General features: G+C 67.3%; 24 protein-coding genes and 1 other RNA gene. 14 read left to right on the top strand and 11 right to left on the bottom strand.

Features of this window, described 5'->3' with window-relative positions; all coding sequences use genetic code 11:
- Nucleotides 1-109 precede the first annotated feature (109 nt).
- The 6 genes from AC4PRM_RS07405 (at nucleotide 110) to AC4PRM_RS07380 (ending at nucleotide 8,756) form a co-directional block, all read left to right on the top strand.
- A complete protein-coding gene (locus AC4PRM_RS07405) occupies nucleotides 110-556 on the top strand; it encodes an NlpC/P60 family protein (RefSeq protein WP_492039357.1) in 447 nt (148 codons plus the stop codon).
- Nucleotides 557-4,339 (top strand): baseplate multidomain protein megatron, encoded by a 3,783-nt coding sequence (locus AC4PRM_RS07400; protein ID WP_492039356.1) that lies wholly within the window; start codon nucleotides 557-559, stop codon nucleotides 4,337-4,339.
- Nucleotides 4,340-4,420: 81 nt separating this feature from the next.
- Nucleotides 4,421-5,347 (top strand): DnaJ C-terminal domain-containing protein, encoded by a 927-nt coding sequence (locus AC4PRM_RS07395; protein ID WP_492039355.1) that lies wholly within the window; start codon nucleotides 4,421-4,423, stop codon nucleotides 5,345-5,347.
- Complete coding sequence (locus AC4PRM_RS07390) at nucleotides 5,347-6,498, top strand: phosphoserine transaminase (protein ID WP_492039354.1); 1,152 nt, start codon at nucleotides 5,347-5,349, stop codon at nucleotides 6,496-6,498. Before AC4PRM_RS07395 ends, AC4PRM_RS07390 begins: the two co-directional genes overlap by 1 nt.
- A gap of 82 nt (nucleotides 6,499-6,580) precedes the next feature.
- Complete coding sequence (locus AC4PRM_RS07385) at nucleotides 6,581-7,876, top strand: adenylosuccinate synthase (protein WP_492039353.1); 1,296 nt, start codon at nucleotides 6,581-6,583, stop codon at nucleotides 7,874-7,876.
- A gap of 73 nt (nucleotides 7,877-7,949) precedes the next feature.
- Nucleotides 7,950-8,756, top strand: coding sequence for a response regulator (locus tag AC4PRM_RS07380; protein WP_487922585.1), 807 nt, complete (start codon nucleotides 7,950-7,952; stop codon nucleotides 8,754-8,756).
- 43 nt (nucleotides 8,757-8,799) lie between these two features.
- Here the strand turns inward: AC4PRM_RS07380 and rpoH are convergent, their stop codons facing one another.
- The 3 genes from rpoH to AC4PRM_RS07365 form a co-directional block, all read right to left on the bottom strand.
- Nucleotides 8,800-9,687 (bottom strand): RNA polymerase sigma factor RpoH, encoded by an 888-nt coding sequence (gene rpoH, locus AC4PRM_RS07375; protein WP_373257946.1) that lies wholly within the window; start codon nucleotides 9,685-9,687, stop codon nucleotides 8,800-8,802.
- A 206-nt stretch (nucleotides 9,688-9,893) separates the two neighbouring features.
- Entirely contained in the window at nucleotides 9,894-10,202 is a 309-nt protein-coding gene (locus tag AC4PRM_RS07370) for a GNAT family N-acetyltransferase (protein WP_492039352.1), read from the bottom strand.
- Nucleotides 10,203-10,214: 12 nt separating this feature from the next.
- Nucleotides 10,215-11,255 (bottom strand): RluA family pseudouridine synthase, encoded by a 1,041-nt coding sequence (locus tag AC4PRM_RS07365; protein WP_492039540.1) that lies wholly within the window; start codon nucleotides 11,253-11,255, stop codon nucleotides 10,215-10,217.
- 117 nt (nucleotides 11,256-11,372) lie between these two features.
- Here AC4PRM_RS07365 and AC4PRM_RS07360 point away from each other — a divergent pair, with 117 nt between their 5' ends.
- Nucleotides 11,373-12,017 (top strand): DUF2799 domain-containing protein, encoded by a 645-nt coding sequence (locus AC4PRM_RS07360; protein ID WP_492039351.1) that lies wholly within the window; start codon nucleotides 11,373-11,375, stop codon nucleotides 12,015-12,017.
- Nucleotides 12,018-12,040: 23 nt separating this feature from the next.
- On the opposite strand, the gene fba is transcribed toward AC4PRM_RS07360, so the two are convergent.
- The 4 genes from fba to gap all read right to left on the bottom strand — a co-directional run bounded on the left by fba (nucleotide 12,041) and on the right by gap (nucleotide 15,937).
- Entirely contained in the window at nucleotides 12,041-13,126 is a 1,086-nt protein-coding gene (fba, locus tag AC4PRM_RS07355; protein ID WP_492039350.1) for a class II fructose-bisphosphate aldolase, read from the bottom strand.
- 83 nt (nucleotides 13,127-13,209) lie between these two features.
- Nucleotides 13,210-14,406, bottom strand: coding sequence for a phosphoglycerate kinase (locus AC4PRM_RS07350; protein ID WP_492039349.1), 1,197 nt, complete (start codon nucleotides 14,404-14,406; stop codon nucleotides 13,210-13,212).
- Entirely contained in the window at nucleotides 14,403-14,897 is a 495-nt protein-coding gene (locus tag AC4PRM_RS07345) for a hypothetical protein (protein WP_492039348.1), read from the bottom strand. Before AC4PRM_RS07345 ends, AC4PRM_RS07350 begins: the two co-directional genes overlap by 4 nt.
- A gap of 32 nt (nucleotides 14,898-14,929) precedes the next feature.
- On the bottom strand, nucleotides 14,930-15,937 hold the full coding sequence (gene gap, locus AC4PRM_RS07340) for a type I glyceraldehyde-3-phosphate dehydrogenase (RefSeq protein ID WP_492039347.1): 1,008 nt from the start codon (nucleotides 15,935-15,937) through the stop codon (nucleotides 14,930-14,932).
- A gap of 228 nt (nucleotides 15,938-16,165) precedes the next feature.
- Here gap and AC4PRM_RS07335 point away from each other — a divergent pair, with 228 nt between their 5' ends.
- Complete coding sequence (locus AC4PRM_RS07335; RefSeq protein WP_492039346.1) at nucleotides 16,166-17,404, top strand: S41 family peptidase; 1,239 nt, start codon at nucleotides 16,166-16,168, stop codon at nucleotides 17,402-17,404.
- 9 nt (nucleotides 17,405-17,413) lie between these two features.
- Complete coding sequence (locus AC4PRM_RS07330) at nucleotides 17,414-18,709, top strand: S41 family peptidase (RefSeq protein WP_492039345.1); 1,296 nt, start codon at nucleotides 17,414-17,416, stop codon at nucleotides 18,707-18,709.
- On the opposite strand, the gene purT is transcribed toward AC4PRM_RS07330, so the two are convergent.
- The 3 genes from purT to tkt are packed head-to-tail and all read right to left on the bottom strand — an operon-like array spanning nucleotide 18,680 to nucleotide 22,279.
- Nucleotides 18,680-19,876 (bottom strand): formate-dependent phosphoribosylglycinamide formyltransferase, encoded by a 1,197-nt coding sequence (gene purT, locus AC4PRM_RS07325; protein ID WP_492039344.1) that lies wholly within the window; start codon nucleotides 19,874-19,876, stop codon nucleotides 18,680-18,682. The two genes, AC4PRM_RS07330 and purT, sit on opposite strands and share 30 nt — an antisense overlap.
- Nucleotides 19,877-19,879: 3 nt before the next feature.
- Entirely contained in the window at nucleotides 19,880-20,272 is a 393-nt protein-coding gene (locus AC4PRM_RS07320) for a VOC family protein (protein WP_373257935.1), read from the bottom strand.
- A complete protein-coding gene (gene tkt, locus AC4PRM_RS07315) occupies nucleotides 20,273-22,279 on the bottom strand; it encodes a transketolase (protein ID WP_492039343.1) in 2,007 nt (668 codons plus the stop codon).
- 97 nt (nucleotides 22,280-22,376) lie between these two features.
- Between tkt and AC4PRM_RS07310 the strand changes: the two genes are divergently transcribed.
- Nucleotides 22,377-22,649 carry a hypothetical protein gene (locus AC4PRM_RS07310; RefSeq protein WP_373257933.1) on the top strand — a complete coding sequence of 91 codons (273 nt, stop codon included), beginning with the start codon at nucleotides 22,377-22,379 and terminating at the stop codon, nucleotides 22,647-22,649.
- Complete coding sequence (locus tag AC4PRM_RS07305; protein ID WP_373257932.1) at nucleotides 22,649-22,957, top strand: cell division protein ZapA; 309 nt, start codon at nucleotides 22,649-22,651, stop codon at nucleotides 22,955-22,957. Before AC4PRM_RS07310 ends, AC4PRM_RS07305 begins: the two co-directional genes overlap by 1 nt.
- A gap of 21 nt (nucleotides 22,958-22,978) precedes the next feature.
- Here the strand turns inward: AC4PRM_RS07305 and AC4PRM_RS07300 are convergent, their stop codons facing one another.
- A complete protein-coding gene (locus AC4PRM_RS07300; protein WP_492039342.1) occupies nucleotides 22,979-23,353 on the bottom strand; it encodes a PH domain-containing protein in 375 nt (124 codons plus the stop codon).
- 109 nt (nucleotides 23,354-23,462) lie between these two features.
- Between AC4PRM_RS07300 and ssrS the strand changes: the two genes are divergently transcribed.
- From ssrS to AC4PRM_RS07285, 3 genes are all read left to right on the top strand, one after another.
- Nucleotides 23,463-23,625: non-coding RNA, 6S RNA (gene ssrS / locus AC4PRM_RS07295), on the top strand.
- A gap of 116 nt (nucleotides 23,626-23,741) precedes the next feature.
- Nucleotides 23,742-24,353, top strand: a complete 612-nt coding sequence (locus AC4PRM_RS07290) for a 5-formyltetrahydrofolate cyclo-ligase (protein ID WP_492039341.1) — start codon at nucleotides 23,742-23,744, stop codon at nucleotides 24,351-24,353.
- Between the two features lie 6 nt (nucleotides 24,354-24,359).
- Complete coding sequence (locus AC4PRM_RS07285; RefSeq protein ID WP_492039340.1) at nucleotides 24,360-25,184, top strand: TIGR00282 family metallophosphoesterase; 825 nt, start codon at nucleotides 24,360-24,362, stop codon at nucleotides 25,182-25,184.
- The last annotated feature ends 3 nt before the right edge of the window (nucleotides 25,185-25,187 follow it).

Below are 25,187 nucleotides of genomic sequence, written 5' to 3'. Positions count from 1 at the left end.
CGGCAAGGAGGACGGTCGAAGGGGCCGCTCTGGCGGTGCGATATCGGACAGGGTTTCACCCCCATCCCCGGCCCTTCCCCCATCAAGGGGGAAGGGAGTTTCTTTGGAGGTGCTGAGGGCTGCCCGGGCCTGGCTCGGAACCCCCTACCGACATCAGGCGAGCGTGAAGGGGGTCGGGGCGGATTGTCTGGGGTTGGTGCGGGGCGTCTGGCGCGAGGTGGTGGGCGGTGAGCCCGAGCCGGTGCCGGCGTATCGGGCGGACTGGGCCGAGGTCGGGGGTGAGGAGACGCTGCTGGCGGCGGCGCGGCGCTGGCTGGTGGAGATCCCGGTGGCGCGGGCGAAGCCGGGCGATGTGCTGCTGTTCCGGATGGCACCCGGCTGTGCGGTGAAGCACTGCGGGGTTCTGAGTGCCGTGGACGGGGCCGAGCCGAGGTTCATCCATGCCTACTGGGGGCGGGCGGTGGTCGAGAGCTGGCTGGGGCGCTGGTGGCGCGAGCGGCTGGCGGCGGCGTTTACCTGGCCGGAGGCGGCCTATGACAATCAGGGAGCGGGCTGAATGGCGCAGGTGATCCTGACCAGTGTGGGGCAGTCGGTTGGGGGACCGATCGGGGCGTTCATCGGCTCGACCCTGGGGCGGGCCATCGACCAGCGGGCGATCGCCAGCCTGGAGCCGGCGCGGCAGAGGGGGCCGAGGCTGGAGACCCTGAGGGTGCAGGGGACGGCGGAGGGCGCGTCGATGGCCTGCGTCTTCGGGCGGGCGCGGGTGACGGGTCAGGTGATCTGGGCCGCGCGGTTCCAGGAGGGGCGCACGACGCGGTCGGCGGGCAAGGGCGGGCCGCGGACGGTCGAATACGACTATGCGCTGAGCTTTGCGGTGGCGCTGTGCGAAGGCGAGATCGACGGTGTTGGGCGCGTCTGGGCCGACGGCCAGCCGATGGACATGACAGGCGTGACGATGCGGGTGCATCGGGGCGGGGCGGAGCAGGTGCCGGACCCGCTCATCGAGGCTGTGGAGATGCGGCAGGCCCCCTCCACCCCTTCGGGGTTCCCCTCCCCCGATGGGGGAGGAATGGCACCGGCCTATCGGGGTGTCGCCTATGTGGTGTTCGAGGATCTGTCGCTGGGGCCGTTCGGCAATCGGGTGCCGCAGCTGAGTTTCGAGGTGTTTCGGCGGGCGCGGGGGAGTGAGCCGAGGCTGGAGGACCGGCTGGAGGGGGTGTGCCTGATCCCCGGGGCGGGGGAATTCGTGCTGGCGACCGATGTGGTGATGCGGCGCGACGGGCTGACGCGGTCGACGCCGGAGAACCTGCACAATGGCGAAGGGCAGGCGGACCTGCTGGTGTCGATCGATCAACTGATCGCTCAGGTACCGAACCTGAAGCGCGTCAGCCTGGTAGTGGGGTGGTTTGGGACGGACGTGCGGGCGCAGCATTGCGTCGTGAAGCCGGGGGTGGAGCGGCGGGACAAGACGACGGTGCCGATGGGGTGGTCGGTGGCGGGGCTGGATCGGGGGAGCGCGCATCTGATCAGCCGTGCCCCGGCCCCGGCCCCCTCCACCGCCTTCGGCGGTCCCCCTCCCCCGATGGGGGAGGAATATGGTCCTGCTTACGGCGGGACACCGTCGGACGAGAGCGTGCGGCAGGCGGTGGCGGCATTGAAGGCGCGGGGGATGGCGGTGACGCTGTATCCCTTCGTCTTTATGGATTGCGAGGGCTATCCGTGGCGCGGACGGGTGAGCGGACGCGACGGAGCCAATGCGGCGGCGGATGTGGCGGCGGTGTTCGGGCCGGCGGACGGCTGGGGGCTGCGTCGGATGGCCCTGCACTATGCGGCGCTGGCGGCGGAGACGGGGGCCGATGGGCTGCTGATCGGGTCGGAGATGCGGGGTCTGACCTGGACGCGGGATGCGGGCGGCGGGTTTCCGGCGGTCGAACAGTTCAGGACGCTGGCGGCGGAGTGCCGGGCGGTGGTCGGGCCGGATGTGGCGATCAGCTATGCGGCGGACTGGTCGGAGTATTTCGGGCGGCAGACGGGTGGGGAGGTGCGGTTTCATCTCGATCCGCTGTGGGCCGATGCCAACATCGATTACGTCGGCATCGACTGGTATCCGCCGCTGGGCGACTGGCGCGAAGGCGACGGCGGAATAGACGCGGCGACCTGGGGCGGACCGGACGACGCCGACTATCTGGCGGCGCAGGTGGCGGGCGGGGAGGGGTTCGACTGGTACTATGCCTCGGACACTGATCGCGCGGCGCAGGTGCGGACGCCGATCGTCGATACGGCTCACGCCGAGGACTGGGTCTTTCGGCCCAAGGACCTGAAGGGGTGGTGGTCGAACGCGCATCATGAGCGGCCCGGTGGGTTGCGCAGTGCGACGCCGACGGCCTGGGTGCCGGGGATGAAACCGATCCGCCTGACGGAGTTCGGCTGTGCGGCGGTGGATCGCGGGGCGAATGCGCCGAACCTGTTTCAGGACCCCAAGAGTTCGGAGACGGCCCTGCCGCCTGGATCAACGGGCGCGCGGGACGACCGGATGCAGCGGCGGGCGCTGGAGGCGGTGCTGGAGCACTATGCGGAGCCTGAGAACAATCCGGCGGCGACGCTGTATACCGGGCGGATGGTCGAGGCGGCGGATGCCTGGTGCTGGGATGCGCGGCCTTATCAGGCGTTTCCGGGGCGGTCGGATGTCTGGGCCGATGGGGGGGCATGGCGGACGGGACACTGGCTGAACGGGCGGCTGTCGGGCGAGACGCGGGACCTGATCGCGGCGATCCTGAAGCGGGGCCGTCTGAGCGAGGAGGCATTCGAGATTGGACCGGTCGCAGGCGAGGTGCAGGGCTATGTCATCGACCGGCCGATGCGGACGCGCGATGCGCTGGAGCCGCTGCTGGCGGGGCTGGGTCTGGTGGCGGCGGAACGGGGCGGGAAGGTCGCGGTGCTGGGTGAGGGCGCGGTCGATCTGACGCTGGCGGAAGAGGCGATGGCCCTGCCGGATGAGGGGGGCAGCGTGCGGGCGGATCGGCGGCTGGAGGCGCGACCGGGCGCGGCGCGGGTGCGGTTCATCGACGGCAATGCGGACTATCAGACCGGGGCGGTGGTCGTGCGCTCGGGTGGCGAGGCCGGTGGCGTCGATCTGGACCTGCCGGCGGTGTGCACGGCGGCGACGGCGCGGGCAGCGGCGGAGCGGGTGCTGGCGGGCGCGGACGGGCGGTCGCTGACGGTCGCGCTGGGGCCGCTGGAGATGATGACGCTGGAGCCGGGGGATCGGGTCGAGGTCGAGGGGCGGGCGGGGGTCTGGCATGTTGTGCGGCTGGATCAGGATGAGACGCCGTCGGTGGTGCTGGAGCCTGTCGTCGATGTAGCGGCGGGCGAGGACGATACGACGCCGCGGCCGGGGGAGCCGGGGTCGGTGGTGGGGGTGCCGTTCCTGAGGGTGCTTGAACTGCCGCCCCTGCCGGGTGCGGAGGACGACGGGCGAGCCTTGGCCGTTGTGGCGGCGGAACCGTGGCGGGCGATGCAGGTGTTTGCGGGGGTGAGTCACGATGCGCTGACGACGCGGGGCGAGGCGCGGTCGTCGGCGACGGTGGGCGTGCTGGTGGAGGCCTTGCCACCGGGGCGGGCTTGGAGCTGGGACGCGGTGAATGATGTGGTGGTGCGTCTGGAGGGGCGCGATCCGGAGAGCCGGTCCGATGGGGCGGTGCTGGGTGGGGCCAATGCGCTGGCGATCGAGACGGAGACGGGCTGGGAGATTGTGCAGTTTCGGACGGCGACACTGGTCGGCGACGGGGTGTGGCGACTGGCCGGTCTGTTGCGGGGGCAGCAGGGGACCGAGGGCGCAATGCAGGCGGGCGCGTTGGCGGGTGCGATCTGCGTCGTGCTGGACGACGCTCTGGCGCGGGTCGCCTCGCCGCGTGGCGAGCGGGGGCTGCCGCTGATCTGGCGGGCCGGACCGCTGGGGGGACCGGCGGGAGGCGCGGGCGTGAGTGAGGTGATGCAGACGCTGACGGGGCTCCATGAGCGGCCGTGGCGGCCGGTGCATCTGAGGCTTGCTGCGGAGGGCGAAGGGCGGCGGGTCGTTTGGCGCGGTCGGTCGCGGATCGATGGCGACCGCTGGGATGGCGAGGCGGCGGGAGCCGATCCGCTGCGGTTTCGGGTGCGCGTTCTGGATGGTGAGTCCGTGCGGCGCGAGGTGGTCGTGGAGGGCGAGAGCTGGACCTATGCAGCGGGCGATCTGGCCATGGACTTTCCGGGCGGGGTCGGAGCGGACGCGACGCTGGCCGTTGCGCATTGGGGCGAGGGATATGGCTGGGGCGATGAGGCGCGGGCGGGGTTGCGCTAGATTCCGCGTCGATCCCTTTGCGCTGCAACAGGAATGGCCTAACTGACGAGGAAGCAGTGGGTCTGATGGAGCAGTGAGCGCGTGGCGGGTGATCCCTACAAGGAACTGGGTGTTTCCCGGACGGCGAGCGCCGACGAGATCAAGAAGGCGTTTCGCAAACTCGCCAAGGAACTGCACCCCGACAAGAACCCCGGCAATACGGTGGCCGACGAGCGGTTCAAGCGGATCACGGCGGCCTTCGACCTGGTCGGCGACGCCGAAAAGCGCGCCAAGTACGACCGGGGGGAGATCGACGCCGACGGCCGCGAACAGTTCCGGGGCGGTGGCTTCGGCGGTGCGGGCGGCGGGCGCGCGGGCGGCAATCCGTTCGGCCAAGGCGGCGGACCGCAGGCCGGCGCAGGCTTCGAGAATATCGATCTGGATGAAATCTTCGGCGGCATGTTCGGCGGCGGTGCGGCGCGGGGTGGCGCGCGCGGCGGCTATGCGCCCAAGGGCCAGGACGTGCGGGCGACGCTGGAGATCAGTCTGGAGGACGCCATCAGCGGCAATACGCGGCGGATCCAGTTCTCTGACGGACGCACGCTGGACGTTGCGATCCCGAAAGGCGCGTCGGACGGACAGACAATCCGGCTGAAGGGCCAGGGTGCACCGGGTCGAGGCGGCGTCGCGGGCGATGCCCTGATCGAGCTGAAGATCGCGCGGCACCCGGTGTTCACGCGTGAGGGCGCGGACCTGACCATGGACCTGCCGGTGACGCTGTATGACGCGGTGCTGGGTGGCAAGATCCCGGTGCGGACGCCGGAGGGGACGGTCAGCATGACCATTCCCAAGGGCTCCAACTCCGGCAAGGTGCTGCGTCTGAAAGGGCGGGGCGCGTTTGCGGACGGCAAGCGCGGCGATCTGCTGGCCAAGCTGATGATCATGTTGCCCGAGACCGAGGACGCGGCCCTGACCAATCTGGCGCAGGGGATGCGGGACAAGGGCCCCTACAAGCCGTGGCGCGAGTGATGCCGAACAAGCCGAATGTGAAGCCGGAACGGCCTTGGTTCTCGGCGGGGCCGACGGCCAAGCGGCCGGGCTGGTCCAGCCAGGCGTTGAACCACGATCTGCTGGGCCGAGGCATCCGCGCGCCGGAGGTGGTGGCGCGGTTCGCGCACGGGCTGACGCTGACGCGCGAGCTGTTGCAGGTGCCGGAGGACTGGGTGCTGGTCTATCTGCCGGGGTCTGACACGGGCGCGGTCGAGGCGGCGCTCTGGTCCATGCTGGGCGAGCGGCCGGTGCAGGTGCTGGCGTTCGAGAATTTCGGCCAGGTCTGGGCGACCGATATCCGCGATCATCTGAAACTGGAGCCCGAGGTGATCGAGGCCCCGTGGGGACAGTGGCCGGATGTGTCGGGGATCGATCCGGCCAAGGATCTGGTCTTTCCCTGGAACGGGACGACGGCGGGGGTGAAGGCCCCGAATGCGGACTGGATCGCGGACGACCGCGAGGGTCTGGTGATCTGTGATGCGACCTCAGCGGCGTTTGCCATGGCCTTGCCGTGGGACAAGCTGGATGTCGTGACCTTCAGCTTCCAGAAGGCGCTGGGCGGTGAGGCCGGGCTGGGGGTGGCGGCGATGTCGCCGCGGGCGGTTGCACGGCTGGATCGTTATGCGCCGCCGCGGGCCGTGCCGAAGGTGCTGAGGTTGCGGAATGACAGAGGCTTCGACCGGGCGCTGGCGTCCGGGTCGATGATCAACACCTTTTCTGTCTGGACGCTGGAAGACTGGATCGACGCGGTGGAGTGGGGCCTGTCGATCGGTGGTCTGGAGGCGCTGATCGCGCGGACCGAGGCGAATGCGGCGGCGCTGGACGCGTGGGTGCAGCGGACGGCCTGGGTCGACTATCTGGCGGAGGACCCGGCGACGCGGTCGACGACATCGGTGTGTCTGAAGATCGTGGCCGAGCGGGTTGCGGCGATGGATGCGTCGGCGCGGCAGGCGCTGGTGCTGAGGATCAAGGCGCTGCTGGAAGGCGAAGGCGCGGCCTTCGATGTCGAGAGCCATCGCAATGCGCCGGCGGGCCTGCGGATCTGGTGCGGCTGCACGGTCGAGACAGCGGATGTCGAGGCCCTGACGCCCTGGCTGGACTGGGCGTTCGAGACGGCGCTGGCGGAATAATCCGCGCACGGGAGGACATCCCCCGATTCCCCCGCTATAGGCTGCGCCCGCGTTCCGGGTTGTCGGTCAGCGGAGAACTATCTTGGCAAATGTCGCAGTAGTCGGTGCCCAGTGGGGCGACGAGGGCAAGGGCAAGATCGTGGACTGGCTGTCCAACCGTGCCGACATGGTCGTGCGGTTCCAGGGCGGTCACAATGCGGGCCACACGCTGGTCGTGGACGGCAAGGTCTACAAGCTGGCGCTGCTGCCGAGCGGCGTGGTGCAGGGCAAGCCCTCGATCATCGGCAATGGCGTGGTGGTCGATCCCTGGCATCTGGTCGGCGAGATCGACAAGATCGTGGCGCAGGGCGTGGCGATCAGCCCGGACATCCTGACCATTGCGGACAATGCCTGCCTGATCCTGCCCATCCATCCGGCGCTGGACGTGGCGCGTGAGGCGGCGGCGAGCGCGCCGGGGGCCAAGATCGGCACGACGGGGCGCGGCATCGGCCCGGCTTATGAGGATAAGGTCGGACGTCGGGCGATCCGCGTCTGCGATCTGGCCAATGAAGACGACCTGAAGGTCAAGATCGAGCGGTTGCGTTCGCACCATGATCCGCTGCGGGCGGGGCTGGGGCTGGAACCGATCGATCCGGGCGCACTGCTGGCTTCGCTGCTGGAGATCGCGCCGAAGATCCTGCCGTTCGTGAAGCCGGCGTGGCGGGTCCTGGATCAGGCCAAGCGCGACGGCAAGCGGGTGCTGTTCGAGGGGGCGCAGGGCGCATTCCTGGACGTGGACCACGGGACCTATCCCTATGTCACCTCGTCGAACACGGTGGCGGGGCAGGCGGCGGCCGGATCGGGCATCGGGCCGCGCGGCGTCGGCTATGTGTTGGGGATCGTGAAGGCCTATACGACGCGCGTCGGCGAGGGGCCGTTCGCCTGCGAACTGAACGATGCGGTGGGCGAGCATCTGGCGATCGTGGGCCGCGAGGTCGGGGTCAACACCGGGCGCGCGCGGCGATGCGGCTGGTTCGATGCGGTGCTGGTGCGTCAGTCGGTGGCAATCAACGGGATCGACGGGATCGCCCTGACCAAGCTGGACGTGCTGGACGGGCTGGAGACGCTGAAGATCTGCGTCGGTTACCGGATCGATGGCGAGGTTCTGGACTATCTGCCCTCGAGCCTGAAGGCCCAAACAGCGGCCGAGCCGGTGTTCGAGGAACTGGAAGGCTGGAGCGACACGACGGCGGGCGCGCGGAGTTTCAAGGATCTGAACGCCAATGCGATCAAATACGTGCGTCGGATCGAGGAGTTGATCGGAGCGCCGGTGGCTCTGCTGTCGACCAGTCCGGAGCGGGACGACACCATCATGATGCGCGATCCGTTCCAGGACTGAGAGGCTCGCTCGCGCCGTTCAAAGGGTCTTAACCGGCGTGCGCTAGGGTTGGCACTTCGCCGGAGACCTGCCTGTGTTTGATATCGATCGCCGCTTGCTGGCCAAGCTGGAGCCCGTCATCAAGCGGGTACTGATCGTCGATCCGAATGCACATGCCGCGCGCATGCTGATGGACATCATGAAGGGCCTCGGGGCCCGGGAAGTGGTTGTCGAGGCCGAGAATGGCCCTGCCATGCGGATGGCCGAGGGGCTGGAGCCCGGCCTGATCTTTACCGAGCGCAGCGGCGACGGCCTGAACGGCGAGGCTCTGACCAAGGCCATCCGCCGCTCTCACATGGCGTGCCGGATGTCGCCCATCATCATGATCACGGGAGAGGCGACGGCCCAGACCATCATCGGCGCCCGAGACGCCGGTGTGCACGAGTTCCTGCGAAAGCCCTATGCCAGCGCCGACCTGTACAAGCGGATCGAGAATGTCGCGGTAAAGCCCCGCGGCTGGGTCGAGGGTGTGGGCTATGTCGGACCGGACCGGAGGCGTTTCAACTCGGGTGAATACTCCGGGCCGACCAAACGCAAGAGTGACGTGGCGCTGAAGGGTAGCGCCGCCCTGGCTGAAGCCAAGGATCAGGCCATGCGAATCCTGGCCGCTGCCCTGAACCAGTTCGACGACGATCCGATGCAGGCGACCCGCGCGGTCAAGCAGCAGGCGATGACACTGAAGGATGTGGCGCTGAAGACCAACGATCCCAAGCTGCAGGTGGCGGTCGGAGCATTGGAGGTCAGTCTGGCGTCGGGGCCGCCCACCAAGGCGACGCTGGCCGCTCCGATCGGTGGCCTGCTGGCCATGGTGCATCTGGAGCCCAGCAGAAAGGCCGGCTGACGGATCAGCCGGCCCCTCTAATTGGTGCGCCACCCGGTTGTGGTCAGGCGTCGACCAGGTTGCGATCTTCGGCAGCGGCTCGCATGGCCTTCTGCAGTTTTTCGAAGGCCCGGACCTCGATCTGACGAACGCGCTCGCGCGACACGCCATACTGGCCTGCCAGTTCTTCGAGCGTGACCGGATCGTCCTTGAGGCGACGCTCCGTCAGAATGTGCTTCTCGCGGTCGGTCAGCTCCTGCATGGCTTCTTGCAACAGGCCCATGCGCAGGGATTTCTCCTCGCTTTCGGCCAGGGCGGTTTCCTGAGAGACCGCCGTATCGTCGGCCAGCCAGTCCTGCCATTCGCTTTCGCCATCCGAGCGGATCGGGGCGTTCAGCGAGGAGTCGCCGCCGAGGCGACGGTTCATGTTGGTGACCTCTTCCTCCGACACGCCCAGCTTGGTGGCGATGGCGGAGAGGTGCTCAGGATGCAGGTCGCCTTCCTCGAAGGCCGAGATCTGGCTCTTGGCCTTGCGCAGGTTGAAGAACAGCTTCTTCTGCGCCGCCGTGGTGCCCATCTTCACGAGTGACCAGCTGCGCAAGATGTATTCCTGGATCGAGGCGCGGATCCACCACATGGCATAGGTCGCGAGGCGGAAGCCCTTGTCCGGGTCGAATTTCTTGACCGCCTGCATCAGGCCGACGTTGCCCTCGGAGATCACTTCGCCGATCGGCAGGCCGTAGCCGCGATAACCCATGGCGATCTTGGCCACGAGGCGCAGGTGCGATGTGACGAGGCGGTGCGCGGCCTCGGGATCCTGATGCTCTTCCCAGCGCTTGGCCAGCATGAACTCTTCGTCCTTGGCCAGCATAGGAAACTTGCGGATTTCAGTGAGATAACGCGAAAGGCCCTGCTCGGGCGACATTACCGTTAGTGATCTGGCTACAGCCATATGGTCCCTCCGACCGTAAACGAGCGGGTTCTTCGGAGGCGGCCACCCAATGTGCACCGTCGCCTCACCCCTCAACCGATGAAGTAGTGTCGGGTTTCCGCATTTGTCAGTGGCGGATCGTCACACGAAAGCGTGACCGTTGCCCCGATGCCACGGCATCGAACGAGATTGTGTATAGCAGGATGTCAGTCCTTTATCAAGACGGACTATTGAAGACCCAAAATCTGGCGGTAGGTCGGGTGAACGACATCCGCGTCGTCAGGATGTTTCTGGAAGCATGCGCTGAAGAAGGGGCAGACCGGCAGGATCAGCAGGCCGCGCGCGCGGGCGTCGGCGATGACGTGGCGGGCCAGGCGGCTGGCGATACCCTGGCCCTCCAGAGCCTGGGGCACCAGGGTCTCGGTAATCATCAGATTGGGTTCGGACAGGTTGTAGGTCACCACGGCGATCTGATCCCCGATCGGCAGTTCGTAGCGTTTGGCGTCCGGGTTATCGCGGATGTCGGCTTCGGTCATCGGCGGTTCCTTTCAGAGTTCGGCGAGCAGGGCCTCCAGCGCCAGCATATCCGCTGGAGGATCGGTGTCGAAGCGCAGGGTCTGGCCCGTGACGGGATGCACGAAGCCCAGGACGGCGGCGTGCAGAGCCTGGCGGGTCAGGCCGGCGGCGGCGATGGCGGCGCGGACGGGGGTGGCGGGACTGCCGGAGCCATAGGTGGCGTCACCCAGAATGGGTGAGCCCTTCGAGGCCATGTGGACGCGAATCTGATGGGTGCGGCCGGTGTGCAGGGTGCAGGCGACGCGGGCGGCCATGGGGGCTCCGCCCGGCTTTGCGGGTTGGCCATAGGTTTGCTGGACGACGTAATCGGTGATGGCGTTTCGCCCGGACGACTTCTGCACCGCCATCTTCTTGCGGTCGCCGGACGAGCGGCCGATAAGAGTTTCGATGCGGCCCTTCGAGGGGTTGGGCGAGCCGCGGGTCAGGGCGACATAGGTCCGTTCGATATCGTGGGTGGCGAACAGGGCGGACAGGCCAGCGTGGGCGCGGTCGGTCTTGGCGGCGACCATGACGCCGGAGGTGTCCTTGTCCAGACGGTGGACAATACCGGGCCGGGCGACACCGCCGATGCCCGACAGGCTGTCGCCGCAATGGGCCAGGAGTGCATTGACCAGGGTGCCGTCGGGCGTGCCGGGGGCGGGATGCGCCGCCATGCCTGCGGGCTTGTCGATCACGATCAGATCGGCGTCCTCGAACAGGACGGTCAGCGGTATCGCCTGGGGTAGGGGGGTGGCCGAGATGACCGGAGGCGGGGTGACGGCATAAAGGCCGGGCAGAGCCTTGGCAGATCCGCTGGACACGGGCTGGCCGTCGCAGGTGACGGCCCCCTCGGCCAGCAGGGCCTGGAGCCGGGCGCGGGACAGGGTGGGGAAGGTGACGGCCAGGGCCTTGTCCAGCCGGACGCCCTTCAGATCGATCCGGGCTTCAAGCACGGGCTGTGACGCGGCATCTGGCTCGGCGTCGTCCAGAAGATCGTCGGACAGAAGGGGTTCGTCGGACACGCGGGACTCCATCGCCCGCAGGCGTGCAGCCTGTCTAGCATGACGCGGCCGGACGGGGCCAATGACGCTCTTGGATACCGCCAAGCTGTGCGGCATGATCGTCCGGTCGGGTGGGCCTTGGAGATGACGATGTTGATCAGAACGATGGTTCTGGGCGCGATGGCCGGTGCGGCGGCGCTGGCCCTGGGCAGTTGCGCGACCATGAGCGAGGACCAGTGCCTGGCCGGGGCCTGGGGCGAGCGTGGATACAAGGACGGGCTGGAGGGACTGGCGCAGACGCGGCTGAACGACCATGCCGAGGCCTGTTCGAAGTACGGCGTGGTGCCGGAGACCGAGGTCTACATGTCCGCGCGCGAGGATGGCCTGCGCAGCTATTGCACGCCCAGCGGCGGATTTCAGGCCGGACGGCTGGGGCGCAGCTATGCGGGGGTGTGTCCGGCGTTTGCAGAAGCAGACTTTATTCCGGCGTTCGAAGACGGACGGCGCGTCCATGCGGTTGAGCAGGCGGTGTCCTCTGCTGAAAGCGACCTGAGCTCGGCCATCGCGCGCATCGAGGACCGCGAGGACAAGCTGGAGGCCAAGCGCCGGGAACTGGATGAGGAGGGCCTGACCAACGAACAGCGCCGAAAAATCCGCGAGCGGATCGACGAAGTGCGCGGCGAGATTCGCGATGCAAGGCGTCGGGCGCGGGAGGCCGAAGACGCTCTCCGGTATGCCCGCGACGAGGCCGACCGGTTGCGGTTCTCGATCGGGAGCCGGTACGGCGGCTGGTAGGCCGCCGCAGGATTGTCAGACGATCAGGCTGCTTTGGACTTGGCCGAACCGAAGTGGGGGTTCAGCTCGCCCTTGGCATAGCGCTGGGCCATCTGGGCGGTGGACAGGGGCTTGATCTTGGACGCCTGGCCTTCGCAGCCGAACTGGACGAACCGCTCCTGGCAGAGTTTGCGCATCGCCTCCTTGGCGGGCTTCAGATAGGCGCGGGGGTCGAACTCGCCCGGCTTTTCGGCCAGGATCTTCCGGATCGCGCCGGTCATGGCCATGCGGTTGTCGGTGTCGATGTTGATCTTGCGCACGCCGTGCTTGATGCCGCGCTGGATTTCCTCGACCGGTACGCCCCAGGTCTGGGGCATCTGGCCGCCGTACTGGTTGATGATGTCCTGCAGGTCCTGCGGCACCGAAGACGAGCCGTGCATGACCAGGTGGGTGTCGGGCAGGCGGCGGTGGATTTCCTCGATCACATTCATGGCCAGGACGTCGCCGTCCGGCTGGCGCGTGAACTTGTAGGCGCCGTGGCTGGTGCCCATCGCAATCGCCAATGCGTCGACCTGTGTCTCGCGCACGAAGTCGACGGCCTGATCCGGGTCGGTCAGCAGCTGGGAGTGATCCAGCTTGCCTTCGAAGCCGTGGCCGTCCTCGGCCTCGCCCATGCCGGTTTCCAGCGAACCCAGAACGCCCAGTTCACCCTCGACCGAGACGCCGCAGGAGTGAGCCATCTGGACCACGCGGCGGGTGACGTCGACGTTGTATTCGTAGCTGGCGGGGGTCTTGGCGTCCTCTTCCAGCGAGCCGTCCATCATCACCGAGGTGAATCCGTACTGGATGGCGGTGGCGCAGGTGGCGGGACCGTTGCCGTGGTCCTGGTGCATGCAGACCGGGATGTGCGGGTACAGCTCGGCCAGGGCGTCGATCAGCTTGGCGAGGACGATGTCGTTGGCATAGTTCCGCGCGCCGCGGCTGGCCTGGATGATGACCGGGGCGTTGACGGCCTCGGCCGCCTCCATGATCGCCAGGCCCTGTTCCATATTGTTGATGTTGTAGGCGGGCAGGCCGTAGCCTTCCTCTGCCGCGTGATCGAGCAGTTGTCGCAGCGTGATGCGCGCCATGGGGTGTCTCCTGAGCCCTTTGATTTTGACGCTGGTTTAGCCGCCTCGCGCGCCGAAGTCACGCAATGTAACAACGCAAGCTATCAGATGTTCAACGCCAGAACGCCGGGCAGGGGCTTGCCCTCCATCCATTCCAGGAAGGCACCGCCGGCGGTGGAGACGAAGGTCATGTCGTCGCTGACGCCGGCGTGGTTCAGGGCCGAGACGGTGTCGCCGCCGCCGCCGACGGCGACCAGCGATCCGGCCTTGGCGCGGGCGGCCACGTGGCGCGCGACCGCGATGGTGGCGGTGTCGAACGGGGGCACCTCGAACACGCCCAGCGGGCCGTTCCAGATCAGGGTCTTGCAGCCATCGATGGCGGCGTTCAGTCGGGCGACCGAGGCGGGACCGGCGTCCAGGATCTTGTCGTCGGCCGACAGGGTGTCACCTGCCTTGACGATGCGATGCTCGGCCCCGGGCTTGACCTCTGTGGCGACGACCAGATCGACGGGCAGCAGCAGTTCGCAGCCACGATCCGCCGCCTCCTGCATGATCTCGCGGGCGGTGGCCTCCATGTCCTTTTCGGCCAGCGAGCCGCCGATGTCGAAGCCCTGGGCATAGAGGAAGGTGTTGGCCATGCCGCCGCCGATGGCCAGCTTGTCCAGCTGGCCCACCAGGTTCTTGAGCAGGTCCAGTTTGGTGGAGACCTTGGCCCCGCCGACGATGCCGATGACCGGCTTCTGCGCATTGCCGAGCGCGGCGTCGAGCGCGTCCAGCTCGCGGCGCATCGACTCGCCGGCATAGGCGGGCAGCAGCCGGGCCAGTCCCTCCGTCGAGGCATGGGCGCGGTGGGCGGCGGAGAAGGCGTCGTTGACGTAGAGGTCGCCAAGATCGGCCAGTTGCTGCGCGAAGGCCGGATCGTTGGCCTCCTCGCCCGCATGGAAACGGACGTTTTCCAGCAGGATGACGCCACCGGCGTCGAGGTCGGCGATGGCGGCTTTCGCTTCGTCGCCTACGCAGTAGGCGGCGAAGCGGACGGGAGCTCCGATCAGGGCCTCCAGATCATCGACCACGGGCTGCAGGCTCATGGACGACACGACCTTGCCCTTGGGCCGGTCGAAGTGGGCCAGCAGGGCGACCTTGGCCCCCGCGTCACGCAAGCGCTGGATCGTCGGCAGGGCGACGCGCAGGCGGGTGTCATCGGTGACCTTGCCGCCCTCCATCGGCACGTTGAAATCCACGCGGACAAGGGCGGTCTTGCCGGCGAGGTCTTTGGCGTCGTCGAGGGTGCGGAAGGTCATAAGGGCTCCGAGATCAAAGTTTGATTTTGGCTTGGGATTACCGGAAATGACTGACGCGGGGCGAGGCATTCGGATTTGCGGCAGGCCGAAAAAACGACGCCGTCCAAGCCCCAAGATGGTTCCCATTGAACGCGGCCAAGAACAGTCACCGCACCAACGTCGCACTTCCAGATGTGAAAGATTGGATCGTCCGAATATTGGGGCGGAACCACATCGACCTTGTGCCACCGGGCAACCGGACAAGCCCTGAGCGCCGCATGGGCCTCTGAAGCCGTCAGTCCAAATAACCGAGACCGAACGCTTCCGTCGCTGAAATGGGTGCTGAAGGCATTCAGTTGCGGGTTGGGCTGGTGCAGTTCCAGCGCCATGTTGAATAGGCCTTGCGGGGACGAGGCGCGGTTCAGCTCTACCCAGAGGTTCGAAGCTGGCCGCCATGAAACGAGCGCCAAGATGGCCAGCACGCTTAGAGCGATGGCCGCTCCGGTGCGCATGTCAAACTTTTGACGCTCGCTCTTGGCCAACCTCAGAGGAACTTGCTCATCACCAGCGCCGTGTCCGCCATACGCGTCGCAAAGCCCCATTCGTTGTCGTACCAGCTGAGCACGCGGGCCAGCTTGCCGTCGACGACCTGGGTCTGGGGCAGGGCGGCGGTCGAGGAGGCGGCGATGTGGTTCAGGTCGCTGGAGACCAAGGCCTCGTCGGTGGTGAACAGGACGCCCTTCATGGGGCCGTCGGCGGCGGCCTGAAGGGCGGCGTTGATCTCTTCTACGGTCACCTCGCGGCCGGCGACGACCTTCAGGTCCACGACCGAGACGTTGGGGGTCGGGACGCGAATGGACGAGCCGTCCAGCTTGCCCTTCAGCGCGGGCAGGACCAGACCCAGGGCCTTGGCGGCGCCGGTCGAGGTCGGGATCATCGACAGGGCGGCGGCGCGGCCGCGGTACAGATCCTTGTGCATCGTATCCAGCGTCGGCTGGTCGCCGGTGTAGCTGTGGATGGTGGTCATATAGCCGCGCTCGATCCCGAACAGGTCGTTCAGCACCTTGGCGACGGGGGCCAGGGCGTTAGTGGTGCACGAGCCGTTGGAGACGATGATGTCGTCAGCGGTCAGGGTATCGTGGTTGACCTTGTAGACGATGGTCTTGTCGGCGTTGTCGCCAGGGGCCGAGATCAGGACGCGCTTGGCCCCGGCCTTCAGGTGGGCCTCGGCCTTGTCACGGCCGGTGAAGATGCCGGTGCACTCAAAGGCGATGTCGACGTTCAAGTCCTTGTGCGGCAGGTTGGCCGGATCGCGTTCGGCCGTGACCTTGATCTTGCCTAGGCCGACGTCGATCCAGTCCTCGCCCGAGGTGATGGTGCCGGGGAATCGGCCGTGCACGCTGTCGTATTTCAGCAGGTGGGCGTTGGTGGCCACGGGCCCCAGATCGTTGATCGCCACCACCTCGATATCGCGACGGCCATGCTCGACGATCGAGCGCAGGACGAGACGGCCGATGCGGCCAAAGCCGTTGATGGCGACGCGAACGGTCATGGGCGGGCTTCCTTTGAAAGAATTCGTGATCGCGGCTTCAATGGAACCCTGAGCGCCGGGTTTCAACCCCCGGGGTTCAGTTGTGACTTCACACACTGCCAGTGACTGTTACGGCTGCGCTTGCCGAAATCGCCCGCGCATTCGTGAGTTGAATGCCACGCCGCATCGGCGCATCACCGTTTCATGAGCAGGCGGGGCGTCCTTCACAGGCTGGGACTGAGCGCGGCGATGGGGCTGATGCTCGTCGCCCTGCCCACACAGGCGCGCCAGACGCTGGACACGCCCGATGCCGTGGCGGTGCTGGCGGCGCCGGATCGCGAACGGACGCGGATGAATGCCCGCGTCTTCGACCGGGTCTGGAGCGAGACGCGCAGCCAGTATTACGATCCGAACCTGCATGGCGTCGACTGGCGCGCGGCGCGGCGCACCTATCGACCCGAGGCCCTGGCGGCGACCGACGACCGGACGCTGTACCGGGTGATGTCGCGCATGCTGGCGCTGCTGGACGACGCCCACGCCGGGGTGATCTCGCCCGCTGCGGCGCGCCGTCAGGATGGCCTGCGTCAGCCCCGGGCGGCGCTGGGCGTCACCTTGCGTGCCGACCCCGAGGACGGCAGCTATCTGATCGAAAAGGTCCGGCCCGGATCGCCTGCAGCCGAGGCGGGTCTGGACGTGGGCTGGCGGCTGCTGATCGATGAGCGGTCGGAATGGTCGCCCGATCGGGATGTGGTCGAAGGCCAGACCCTGAGGCTGAACCTGCGCGATGCGGCCGGTCAGTCGCGGGCGGTGACGGTCATGCCACGCATCCTGCCACCGCTGGCTCCCTTCGTGGCCGACCGGTCGCGCGAGGGCGTTCTGCTGCTGCGGATCGAAGGGTTCGAGGCGGGGTTGGGCCAGTGGATGGGCGGTCAACTGGCCGATCTGGAGCCGGCGACGGAGGTGGTGATCGACCTGCGTGGCAATCCGGGCGGGCGGCTGCATGAGGCGGATGCGGTGCTGAGCTGTTTCCTGCCGGTAAACCGGACCTGGGCCACCCGCACGGTCCGGTCAGGGCGGCGTGTACCCCTGCGGACCATGGGGGGGTGCGGAGACCGGCAGATGCCCGCCGACAATCCGGTGGCCATCCTGGTCGATGCCGAGAGCCGCAGCGCCGCTGAACTGACGCCTGCCGCCCTTCAGGAAGCGGGCCGTGCGGTCGTCGTCGGGGAACAGACGGCCGGGGCAGTACTGATTTCGCAAGAGACGCGCCTGCCGGATGGTGGTCGGTTGACGCTCAGCCGCGCCGACTTCGTGACTTCGGGCGGAGTGCGGCTAGAAAAGCGCGGGGTTCGGCCTGACATCCTGGCTGCGCGCTCGGCCGAGGACAGCCGCGCCGGCCGCGACCCGGTGCTGGAGGCGGCGCTGGCCGCGCTGCGGACGGCACATGACGCCGCGACTGTCTCGACAGCCGAGGTTCTGGCCCTGTAGCGTCGCGGCATGCTGAAGTCGTCGCTTTCCGTCCGCCTGGCCGTCGTCGCGTTTGCGGCTTTGCTGCTGGGGGCCTGTGCCTCCATTCCCTATGCCAGGACCTATGAGCCGCCCGGGATCGCACTGCCCGCCGATGGGTCGCCAGAACGCGCCGAGCTGAACGCAGAAGTCTATGATTCCGTCGTCCGCTATGTGGACAAGCTCTTCTACAAGCCCGAGTTCGGCGGCGTGCCGTTCGAGCAAGAGGCCGAGGCGCGCCGGGCCGCGGCCATTGCCCAGTCGACGTCGGACGGCCTGCACGGCGACCTTTCGCAGTTGCTGGATCTGCTGGACGACGACCACACCGTGACGCTCAGCCCCCTGCAGCGTCTGCGTTACTTCGAACAGCTGTCTGGCGGGTCGGCGACCGGCTATGGCTTTACCGTCACGCCGCGGGGTGACGACCGGTATGTGGCGAGCGTTCGGCCGGACTCGCCTGCACAGGCCGCAGGGGTTCTGCCGGGCTGGCGGATCGAGAGCGCAGGGGGGCAACCTGTTCTGCTGGCCAGACCCGCCATCCTTGGGCGCGTCGACACACTCGTTTTTGTGGACGAGGCGGGTGATCGCCACAGCCGCGATCTGGAGGGGGTCTCCATGCCCCATCGGCCACGCTTTGCCTCGCAGCGACTGGAAGAAGACATCGCCTATATCCGCTTCGACGACTTCGATGCCGAGCGGTACCGGCTGTATATGGCCGAGTTCGAGGCCATGGCGGATGATCCGCCAGCCGGTCTGATCATCGACCTCAGAACCAATGGCGGCGGGCAGCTTGATGTCACGGGCCAGATGTCAGCCTGGCTCTACTCGGATCGGCGTGACTATGCGGTGATCTATGGCCGGTTCAGCAACACCCGCTTCTTCACACTGCCGGCCCCGAAGCCGTACCTGGGGCCGGTGGTCATGCTGATCGGGCCGGGCTCGGCCAGTGCGGCGGAGCTGTTCGCGGGAGTCGCCCAGGAAAAGGGGCGGGCTATTATCGTGGGCCAGACCTCGCGCGGCGCGGTGACAGGCACCCGACCGATCGAGCTGGCAGACGGCGGCCTTCTGAGGGTCGGGACCATCGTCATGACGACGCCTGCCGGCAAGCAACTGGAGGGCGTCGGGGTGACGCCGGACATCGTCGTGCCGGACGACTGGCAGGCCGTGCGCGAAGGTCGGGACCCGACCCTTGCGGCCGGTATTGCAGCGATCGAAGCCTCGATGATTGAGGCCGCCGTAGGCCCGGCCGAGGTCGCTTCAGCTGCGGACGGGCCGGACCTTCCCTGAGGCCTCGCGCGCGCGTTCGCGGGCCTGTTCGACGGTGTCGCCGCGCGCCGTCGCCACCCCCATGCGCCGCCGCTCATAGCTTTCAGGCTTGCCGAACAGGCGAAGGTCGGCGGTAGGCACGGACAGGGCCTCGGCGACGCCCTCATAGGCGATGCCGACGGCGTCCGTGCCGCCATAGATGACGGCACTGGCCCCCGGCTCGCGCAGGGTGACGTCGACAGGCAGGCCCAGGATAGCGCGGGCATGCAGGGCGAACTCGGACTGGACCTGGGTGGCCAAGGTGACCAGACCCGTGTCGTGCGGCCGGGGCGACACCTCCGAGAACCACACCTGGTCGCCCTTGACGAACAGCTCCACGCCGAAGACGCCGAGGCCGCCCAGCGCATCCGTGACCTTGCCCGCGATATCCTGGGCAGAGGCGAGGGCGGCGGGGGTCATGGCCTGCGGCTGCCAACTCTCGACATAGTCGCCCTTCTCCTGACGATGGCCGATGGGGGCGCAAAAGTCGGTGCGGATGGTGCCGTCGGCGGCGCGTGATCGCACGGTCAACAGCGTGATCTCATAGTCGAAGTCGATCCGGCCCTCGACGATGACGGTGGCGGTCTCGACGCGACCGCTCGATTGGGCATATGTCCAGGCGTTGCCGGCGTCCTCCAGTGCCTCGATCATCGACTGGCCCTTGCCGGAGGACGACATCACCGGCTTGATGAAGACGGGCAGGCCGATCCGGTGCGCGGCCTCGGCCAGTTCAGCGGCAGAGGTGGCAAAGGCATAGGGGCTGGTCGGCAGACCCAGCTCCTCTGCGGCCAGGCGGCGGATACCCTCGCGGTTCATGGTCAGCTGGGTCGCGCGGGCTGTCGGGATGACGGTGGCCAGACCCGCCGCCTCGATCTGGGCCAAGACGTCGGTGGCGATGGCCTCGATCTCGGGCACGATGAAGTGCGGGGCCTCGGCCAGGATGACGCCGTTCAGGATTTGCGGGTCCGTCATGGGGATGACGTGGCTGCGGTGTGCCACCTGCATGGCGGGAGCGTTGGGATAGCGGTCGACGGCGATGACCTCGACCCCCAGCCGCTGAAGCTCGATCGCGACCTCCTTGCCCAGTTCCCCTGCGCCCAGCAGCATGACGCGGATGGCGGTGTCGGACAGGGGGGTGCCGAGTTTCATGGGTCAGTCTCCGGTCGCAGGTTCGATCAGGTCCCAGGCGTTGCCGTAGAGGTCCTCGAAGACCACCACCTTGCCATAGGGTTCGTGTCGCGGGGTCTCGCGGAAGACGACGCCGCTGGTCAGCCAGGCGGTGTGGTCGCGCATCAGGTCGTCGGTTTCCAGGAACAGCCAGACCCGGCCACCGGCCTGGTTGCCGACCTGGGCCGTCTGGGCCTCTGTCGTGGCGCGGGCGAGCAGCAGCGAAGTCTCGCCGCCTTTGGGCGTGACCCGGACCCAGCGTTTGCCGCCGCCCATGTCGGTGTCATCGCTGAGCTCAAACCCCAGCTTGCCGACATAGAAGGCGATCGCCGCGTCATAGTCGTGGACGAGCAGGCTGATCGCCCCGATGCGGGCCATTTACAGGCGCGCCTTGGCCGCTGCGACCACGGCCTCGGTGGTGATGCCGAACTTGTCGTACAGAACCTCGGCGGGGGCAGAGGCACCGAAGCCGGTCATGCCGACGAAGGCACCGTCTTCGCCGATGAACCGCTCCCAGCCCTGTTTGATCGCGGCCTCGACGGCGATGCGCACCGTGCCGCGACCGATGACCGAGGCCTGGTAGGCGGCGTCCTGTTGTTCGAAGAGTTCGAAACAGGGGACGGAGACGACGCGGGTCGGGGTGTTGTTGGCCTCCAGTCGGTCGGCGGCGGCCAGGGCCAGCGGAACCTCGGTGCCCGTGGCGAACAGGGTGACCTTGGCCTCGCCGTTGGCGGCCCTCAGTTCATAGGCCCCCTTGGCCGACAGGTTTTCGGACGTCGCGACGGTGCGGACCGCCGGGGTCTTCTGGCGCGAAAGCGCCATGGCCGACGGCTGGCTCTTGGTCTGCAGCGCGATCTGCCAGCACTCCATGGCCTCGATCGTGTCGGCGGGGCGGAAGACGAGCAGGTTGGGGATGGCACGCAGGGCCGCCAGATGTTCGACGGGCTGGTGCGTCGGGCCGTCCTCGCCCAGGCCGATGCTGTCGTGGGTCAGCACGTGGATGGCACGGACCCCCATCAGGGCCCCCAGACGGATGGCCGGGCGGCTGTAGTCCGAAAACACCATGAAGGTGCCGCCGTAAGGGATGACCCCGCCATGCAGGGCCAGGCCATTCATGGCCGCGGCCATGCCGAACTCGCGGATGCCCCAGTTGACGTAGCGCCCTTCATAGGACGGCGCGTCCAGGATCGGCGTGCCCGACACGAAGGTGTTGTTCGAGCCGGTCAGGTCGGCCGAGCCGCCGATCAGCTCGGGGATGGCGGCGAACAGTTCGTCCAGCGCCGCACCCGACGACTGGCGCGTGGCCTGGGCAGGCTTGGTCTCGACCAGTTCGGCGATCTTCGCCTGAAGCTTGTCGAAGGCCCCGGCGGGCAACTCGCCCTTCATGGCGCGGGTGAAATCTGCGGCCTGGGACGAGGCGGCCAGGCGGGCCTCCCACGCCTTGCGCTCCTTGGCACCGCGACGGCCGACCTTCTTCCAGGCCTTGTCGACGGCCTCGGGCAGGTCGAAGGGCTCGTGCTCCCAGGCCAGACCCAGGCGGGTGGCGGCGATCTCTGCGGCACCCAGGGCCGCGCCGTGGGTCTTGTGGCTGCCGGCCATGGTGGCGGCACCGCGACCGATCTGGGTCTTGCAGGCGATCAGGGTCGGCTTGTCCTGACGCGTCGCCCATTGCAGGGCGGACTTGATGGCTTTCGTGTCGTGGCCGTCGATGGCCTTGACCGCCCAGCCTGCGGCCTTGAAGCGCGCCTTCTGGTCGGTGGTGTCCGAGAGGGACACCTTGCCGTCGATGGTGATCTCGTTGTCGTCCCACAGCACAGTCAGCCTGTTCAGCCGATAGCGGCCGGCCAGGGCAATGGCCTCCTGGGATACCCCCTCCATCAGGCAGCCGTCACCGGCGATGACCCAGGTGCGGTGAGCGACGAGGTCGTCGCCATACTTGGCCGCCAGATGCCGCTCGGCCATGGCGAAGCCGACGGAGGTAGCGAGGCCTTGGCCCAGGGGGCCGGTGGTGACCTCGACGCCCGGCATGTGGCCGAACTCGGGGTGGCCGGCGGTCTTCGATCCCCACTGGCGGAAGTTGGACAGCTCTTCGCGCGTCGCAGCCTTGTAGCCGGTCAGGTGAAGCAGGGAGTAAATCAGCATCGAGCCGTGGCCCGCCGACAGGATGAAGCGGTCGCGGTCGGCCCAGTCGGGGCGGCTCGCGTCGAACTTCAGAAATTTGGAGAACAGCACCGTCGCCACGTCGGCCATACCCATCGGCATGCCGGGGTGGCCGCTCTTGGCCTTCTCCACCGCATCCATGGACAGCACCCGGATGGCGTCGGCCATCTGTTTCAGGGAGGCCTTTTCGGGGGCGTTTTTGGATGTGATCTTGGCGTCGGTCACGGCGGGACCTTTCGTCGGAAGGCGGAAAAAGGGAGGCGCGCCGCTTTACCCCGACGCGCGGGCGGGTTCTATACGGATTCTGGAGGATATGACCCGAATGGATGCTGCCTCGGCCGCAAAAGACCGTGTCGACCGCGCTCTGGCTCTGCTGGAGCGCCGTCTGCTGGACCTGAAGGGTCGCGCGGCGGGGACAAGCCGTGTGCCCGACGACGATCTGTTCGCGCCCACGCCGTCCAGCGACACCGACCGCGCCCGCATCCATGAGCTGGAATCGGCGGGCCGCGACGCCGCCGAGGTCCTGGACCGCGCGGCCGAGGCGATCCGCGATGTCCTGGCGGAGAATTCTCTGGCTGAATGGGAGGGGCGCTGATGGCGACCGTCACCGTAGAGGTCAATGGCCGCCCCTATGCCGTCGGGTGCGCCGATGGTCAGGAGCAGCGGGTCCAGATGCTGGCCGGCCTGTTCGACACCCATGTGCGCCAGGTCGCGGGCGAGGTCGGGCATGTGGGCGACATTCGCCTGTTCCTCATGGCCGGGCTGATGTTGGCCGATGAATTGCACGAAGCCCGTCAGGGCCTGCCGGTTGTCGAGGTTCCGGGTGCCCCGACCAACGATGGCGTGGCCGAGGCCTTGAATGCCGTCGCCGCGCGGCTGGAAAAGATCGTCCAGGGGCTCTGAGGCCAACGCCTGGACGTCAGGTCAGACCAGGACGTAGGTCGCCAGCACTCGCTGCACCTCGGTGATGTCCACGCCGCGCCCGAAGGTCTTGGCGAACAGCGCCCCGCCCGAGACGCCGATCTTCATCTCCGCATCCATGTCGAGGGTGCCTGCCGTTTCGACGCTGAAATGGGTGATTTTCGAATAGGGCAGGGACTGGAAGGTCGTCTTCTTCCCCGTCATCCCCTGTTTGTCGACGAACAGCAGCCGCTTGTCGGTGAAGACGATCAGGTCGCGCACCAGCTTGTAGGCGTGTTCGATCCGTTCGCCAGGGATCAGGATGTTGGCCATATCGCCCGCAATGCTCTTGGGGTCGACGGTATTCGCATTGCCCATCAGGGCGTTCAGCAGGCTCATGATGCATCTCCGTGTTGCGCCATCGATAACGCTCTGGCGCGACGAACTGAAGACGCTTCGACGCCCTCTGGCGAAAGACCGCGCGAAGGACTATCTTGCTCAGCGGCGGGTCATGCTGTGGCTCTCGTCGAAGGCAACATATCCTCGCGGCCTTAATTCACTCGAAGGGATCTGTCCCTGTTTGACCTCGTGGGGTTGAGCACACGGAGCCCACCTGGCTACCCAGGCTCGAGAGGATTTAAACCGTCCTTCACGGCTCTTACGGCGCCGCCACCCTTCCTATTTTGAGTGCGCTAACGCTCGCGACGCGGTCGCTCGCTACTTGAGCGCGTTCGTTGCTGGGAGTAGGGCTGCCGCGCGTGTTCGACGCGGCCGACGGCGTTGCCCCATGACCGACAAGCATCAACTCCGGGCCGAGATGCGGGCGACGCGAAAGCGATTGGCCGTGGAAACGCCAGATGCGGCCGAAGGCGCGGTCCAGCATCTGTCGCAACTTCTGGAAATCATGTTCGAAACCTCGGCTTCCTTCGCAGAGGAGCAAAAGCGTCGCCGCTTCACCGCCGCCGTCTACAAGGCGGTGGGTTCCGAACTGAGCGCTTTGCCGTTGGCGCGGGCGTTGCAGGCGCGGGATGTCGACCTCGCCCTGCCGGTGGCAACCAGCGCGGGGGAGCCACTGGTCTTTCGTCGATGGAGTCCGAGTGATCCGCTGGAGCTTGATGCTTCGGGCGTTCCCGCGCCGCTGCCGCTGGCCGAGGTCGTCTTGCCGGATGTGATCTTCATCCCTTTGCTTGCGGTCGATCAGCGCGGTTACCGATTGGGCCAAGGCGGCGGCTACTATGACCGGACGCTTCATGCGTTGCGCAGTGCCGGTTCCCTGCCTTGGTTTATTGGCCTCTGTTATGCGGGCCAGATGGTCGACAGCCTTCCCGAGGAAGTGCATGACGAACGTCTGCACGGCGTTCTTACAGAAGCGTTCTGTAAGACCGTCTGGAAAGCGTAATCTGATATGCGTCTGGCGTTCTTTGGTGATGTGGTCGGCAAGTCCGGGCGGGATGGTCTGAGCGATCATTTGCCGGGGCTGAAGCGCGACCTGAAACTCGACTTCGTGGTGGTGAATGCCGAGAATGCGGCGGGCGGGTTCGGCATCACCGAGAACACCGCGCGCGAGCTGTTCATGGCCGGTGCCGACTGCCTGACCCTGGGCAACCACAGCTGGGACCAGCGAGAAGCCCTGACCTATATCGTGCGCGAGCCGCGGCTGATCCGGCCGGCCAACTATCCCCGGCTGATGGATGCACCAGGGGCCGGGGCCAATCTGTTCGAGACCCACAGCGGCAAGACGGTGCTGGTCATGAATGTGCTGGGCCGCATCCACATGGACCCGATGGACTGCCCGTTCAGCGCGGTGGAAAAAGAACTGGCCGCCTGCCCGATGGGCATGGCCGCCGACGCCGTCATCGTCGACATGCATTGCGAAGCGACCAGCGAGAAGATGGCCATGGGTCACTTCTGCGACGGCCGCGCCAGCCTGGTGGTTGGCACCCACACCCACGTGCCCACCGCCGATTGCCAGATCCTGCCCGGTGGCACGGCCTATCAGACCGATGCCGGGGGCTGCTGCGACTATGACAGCGTCATCGGCAACGAGAAGGAAGAGCCCCTGCGGCGCTTCACGACCCGTATATCGGGCGGGCGTTACACGCCGGCGCATGGCCCGGCGACGATCTGCGGAGTCTATGTCGAGACCGACGACAAGACCGGCCTGGCGACACGGATCGAGCCGATCCGGGTGGGTGGCCGGTTGAGCCAGGCCGTGCCGCTGGTCGCCTGACGA

It is taken from the genome of Brevundimonas sp. DW-iso22, from assembly GCF_058725425.1.
Note: the sequence above shows the minus strand (reverse complement) of the source record. Positions and strands in the feature narration are given on the sequence as shown.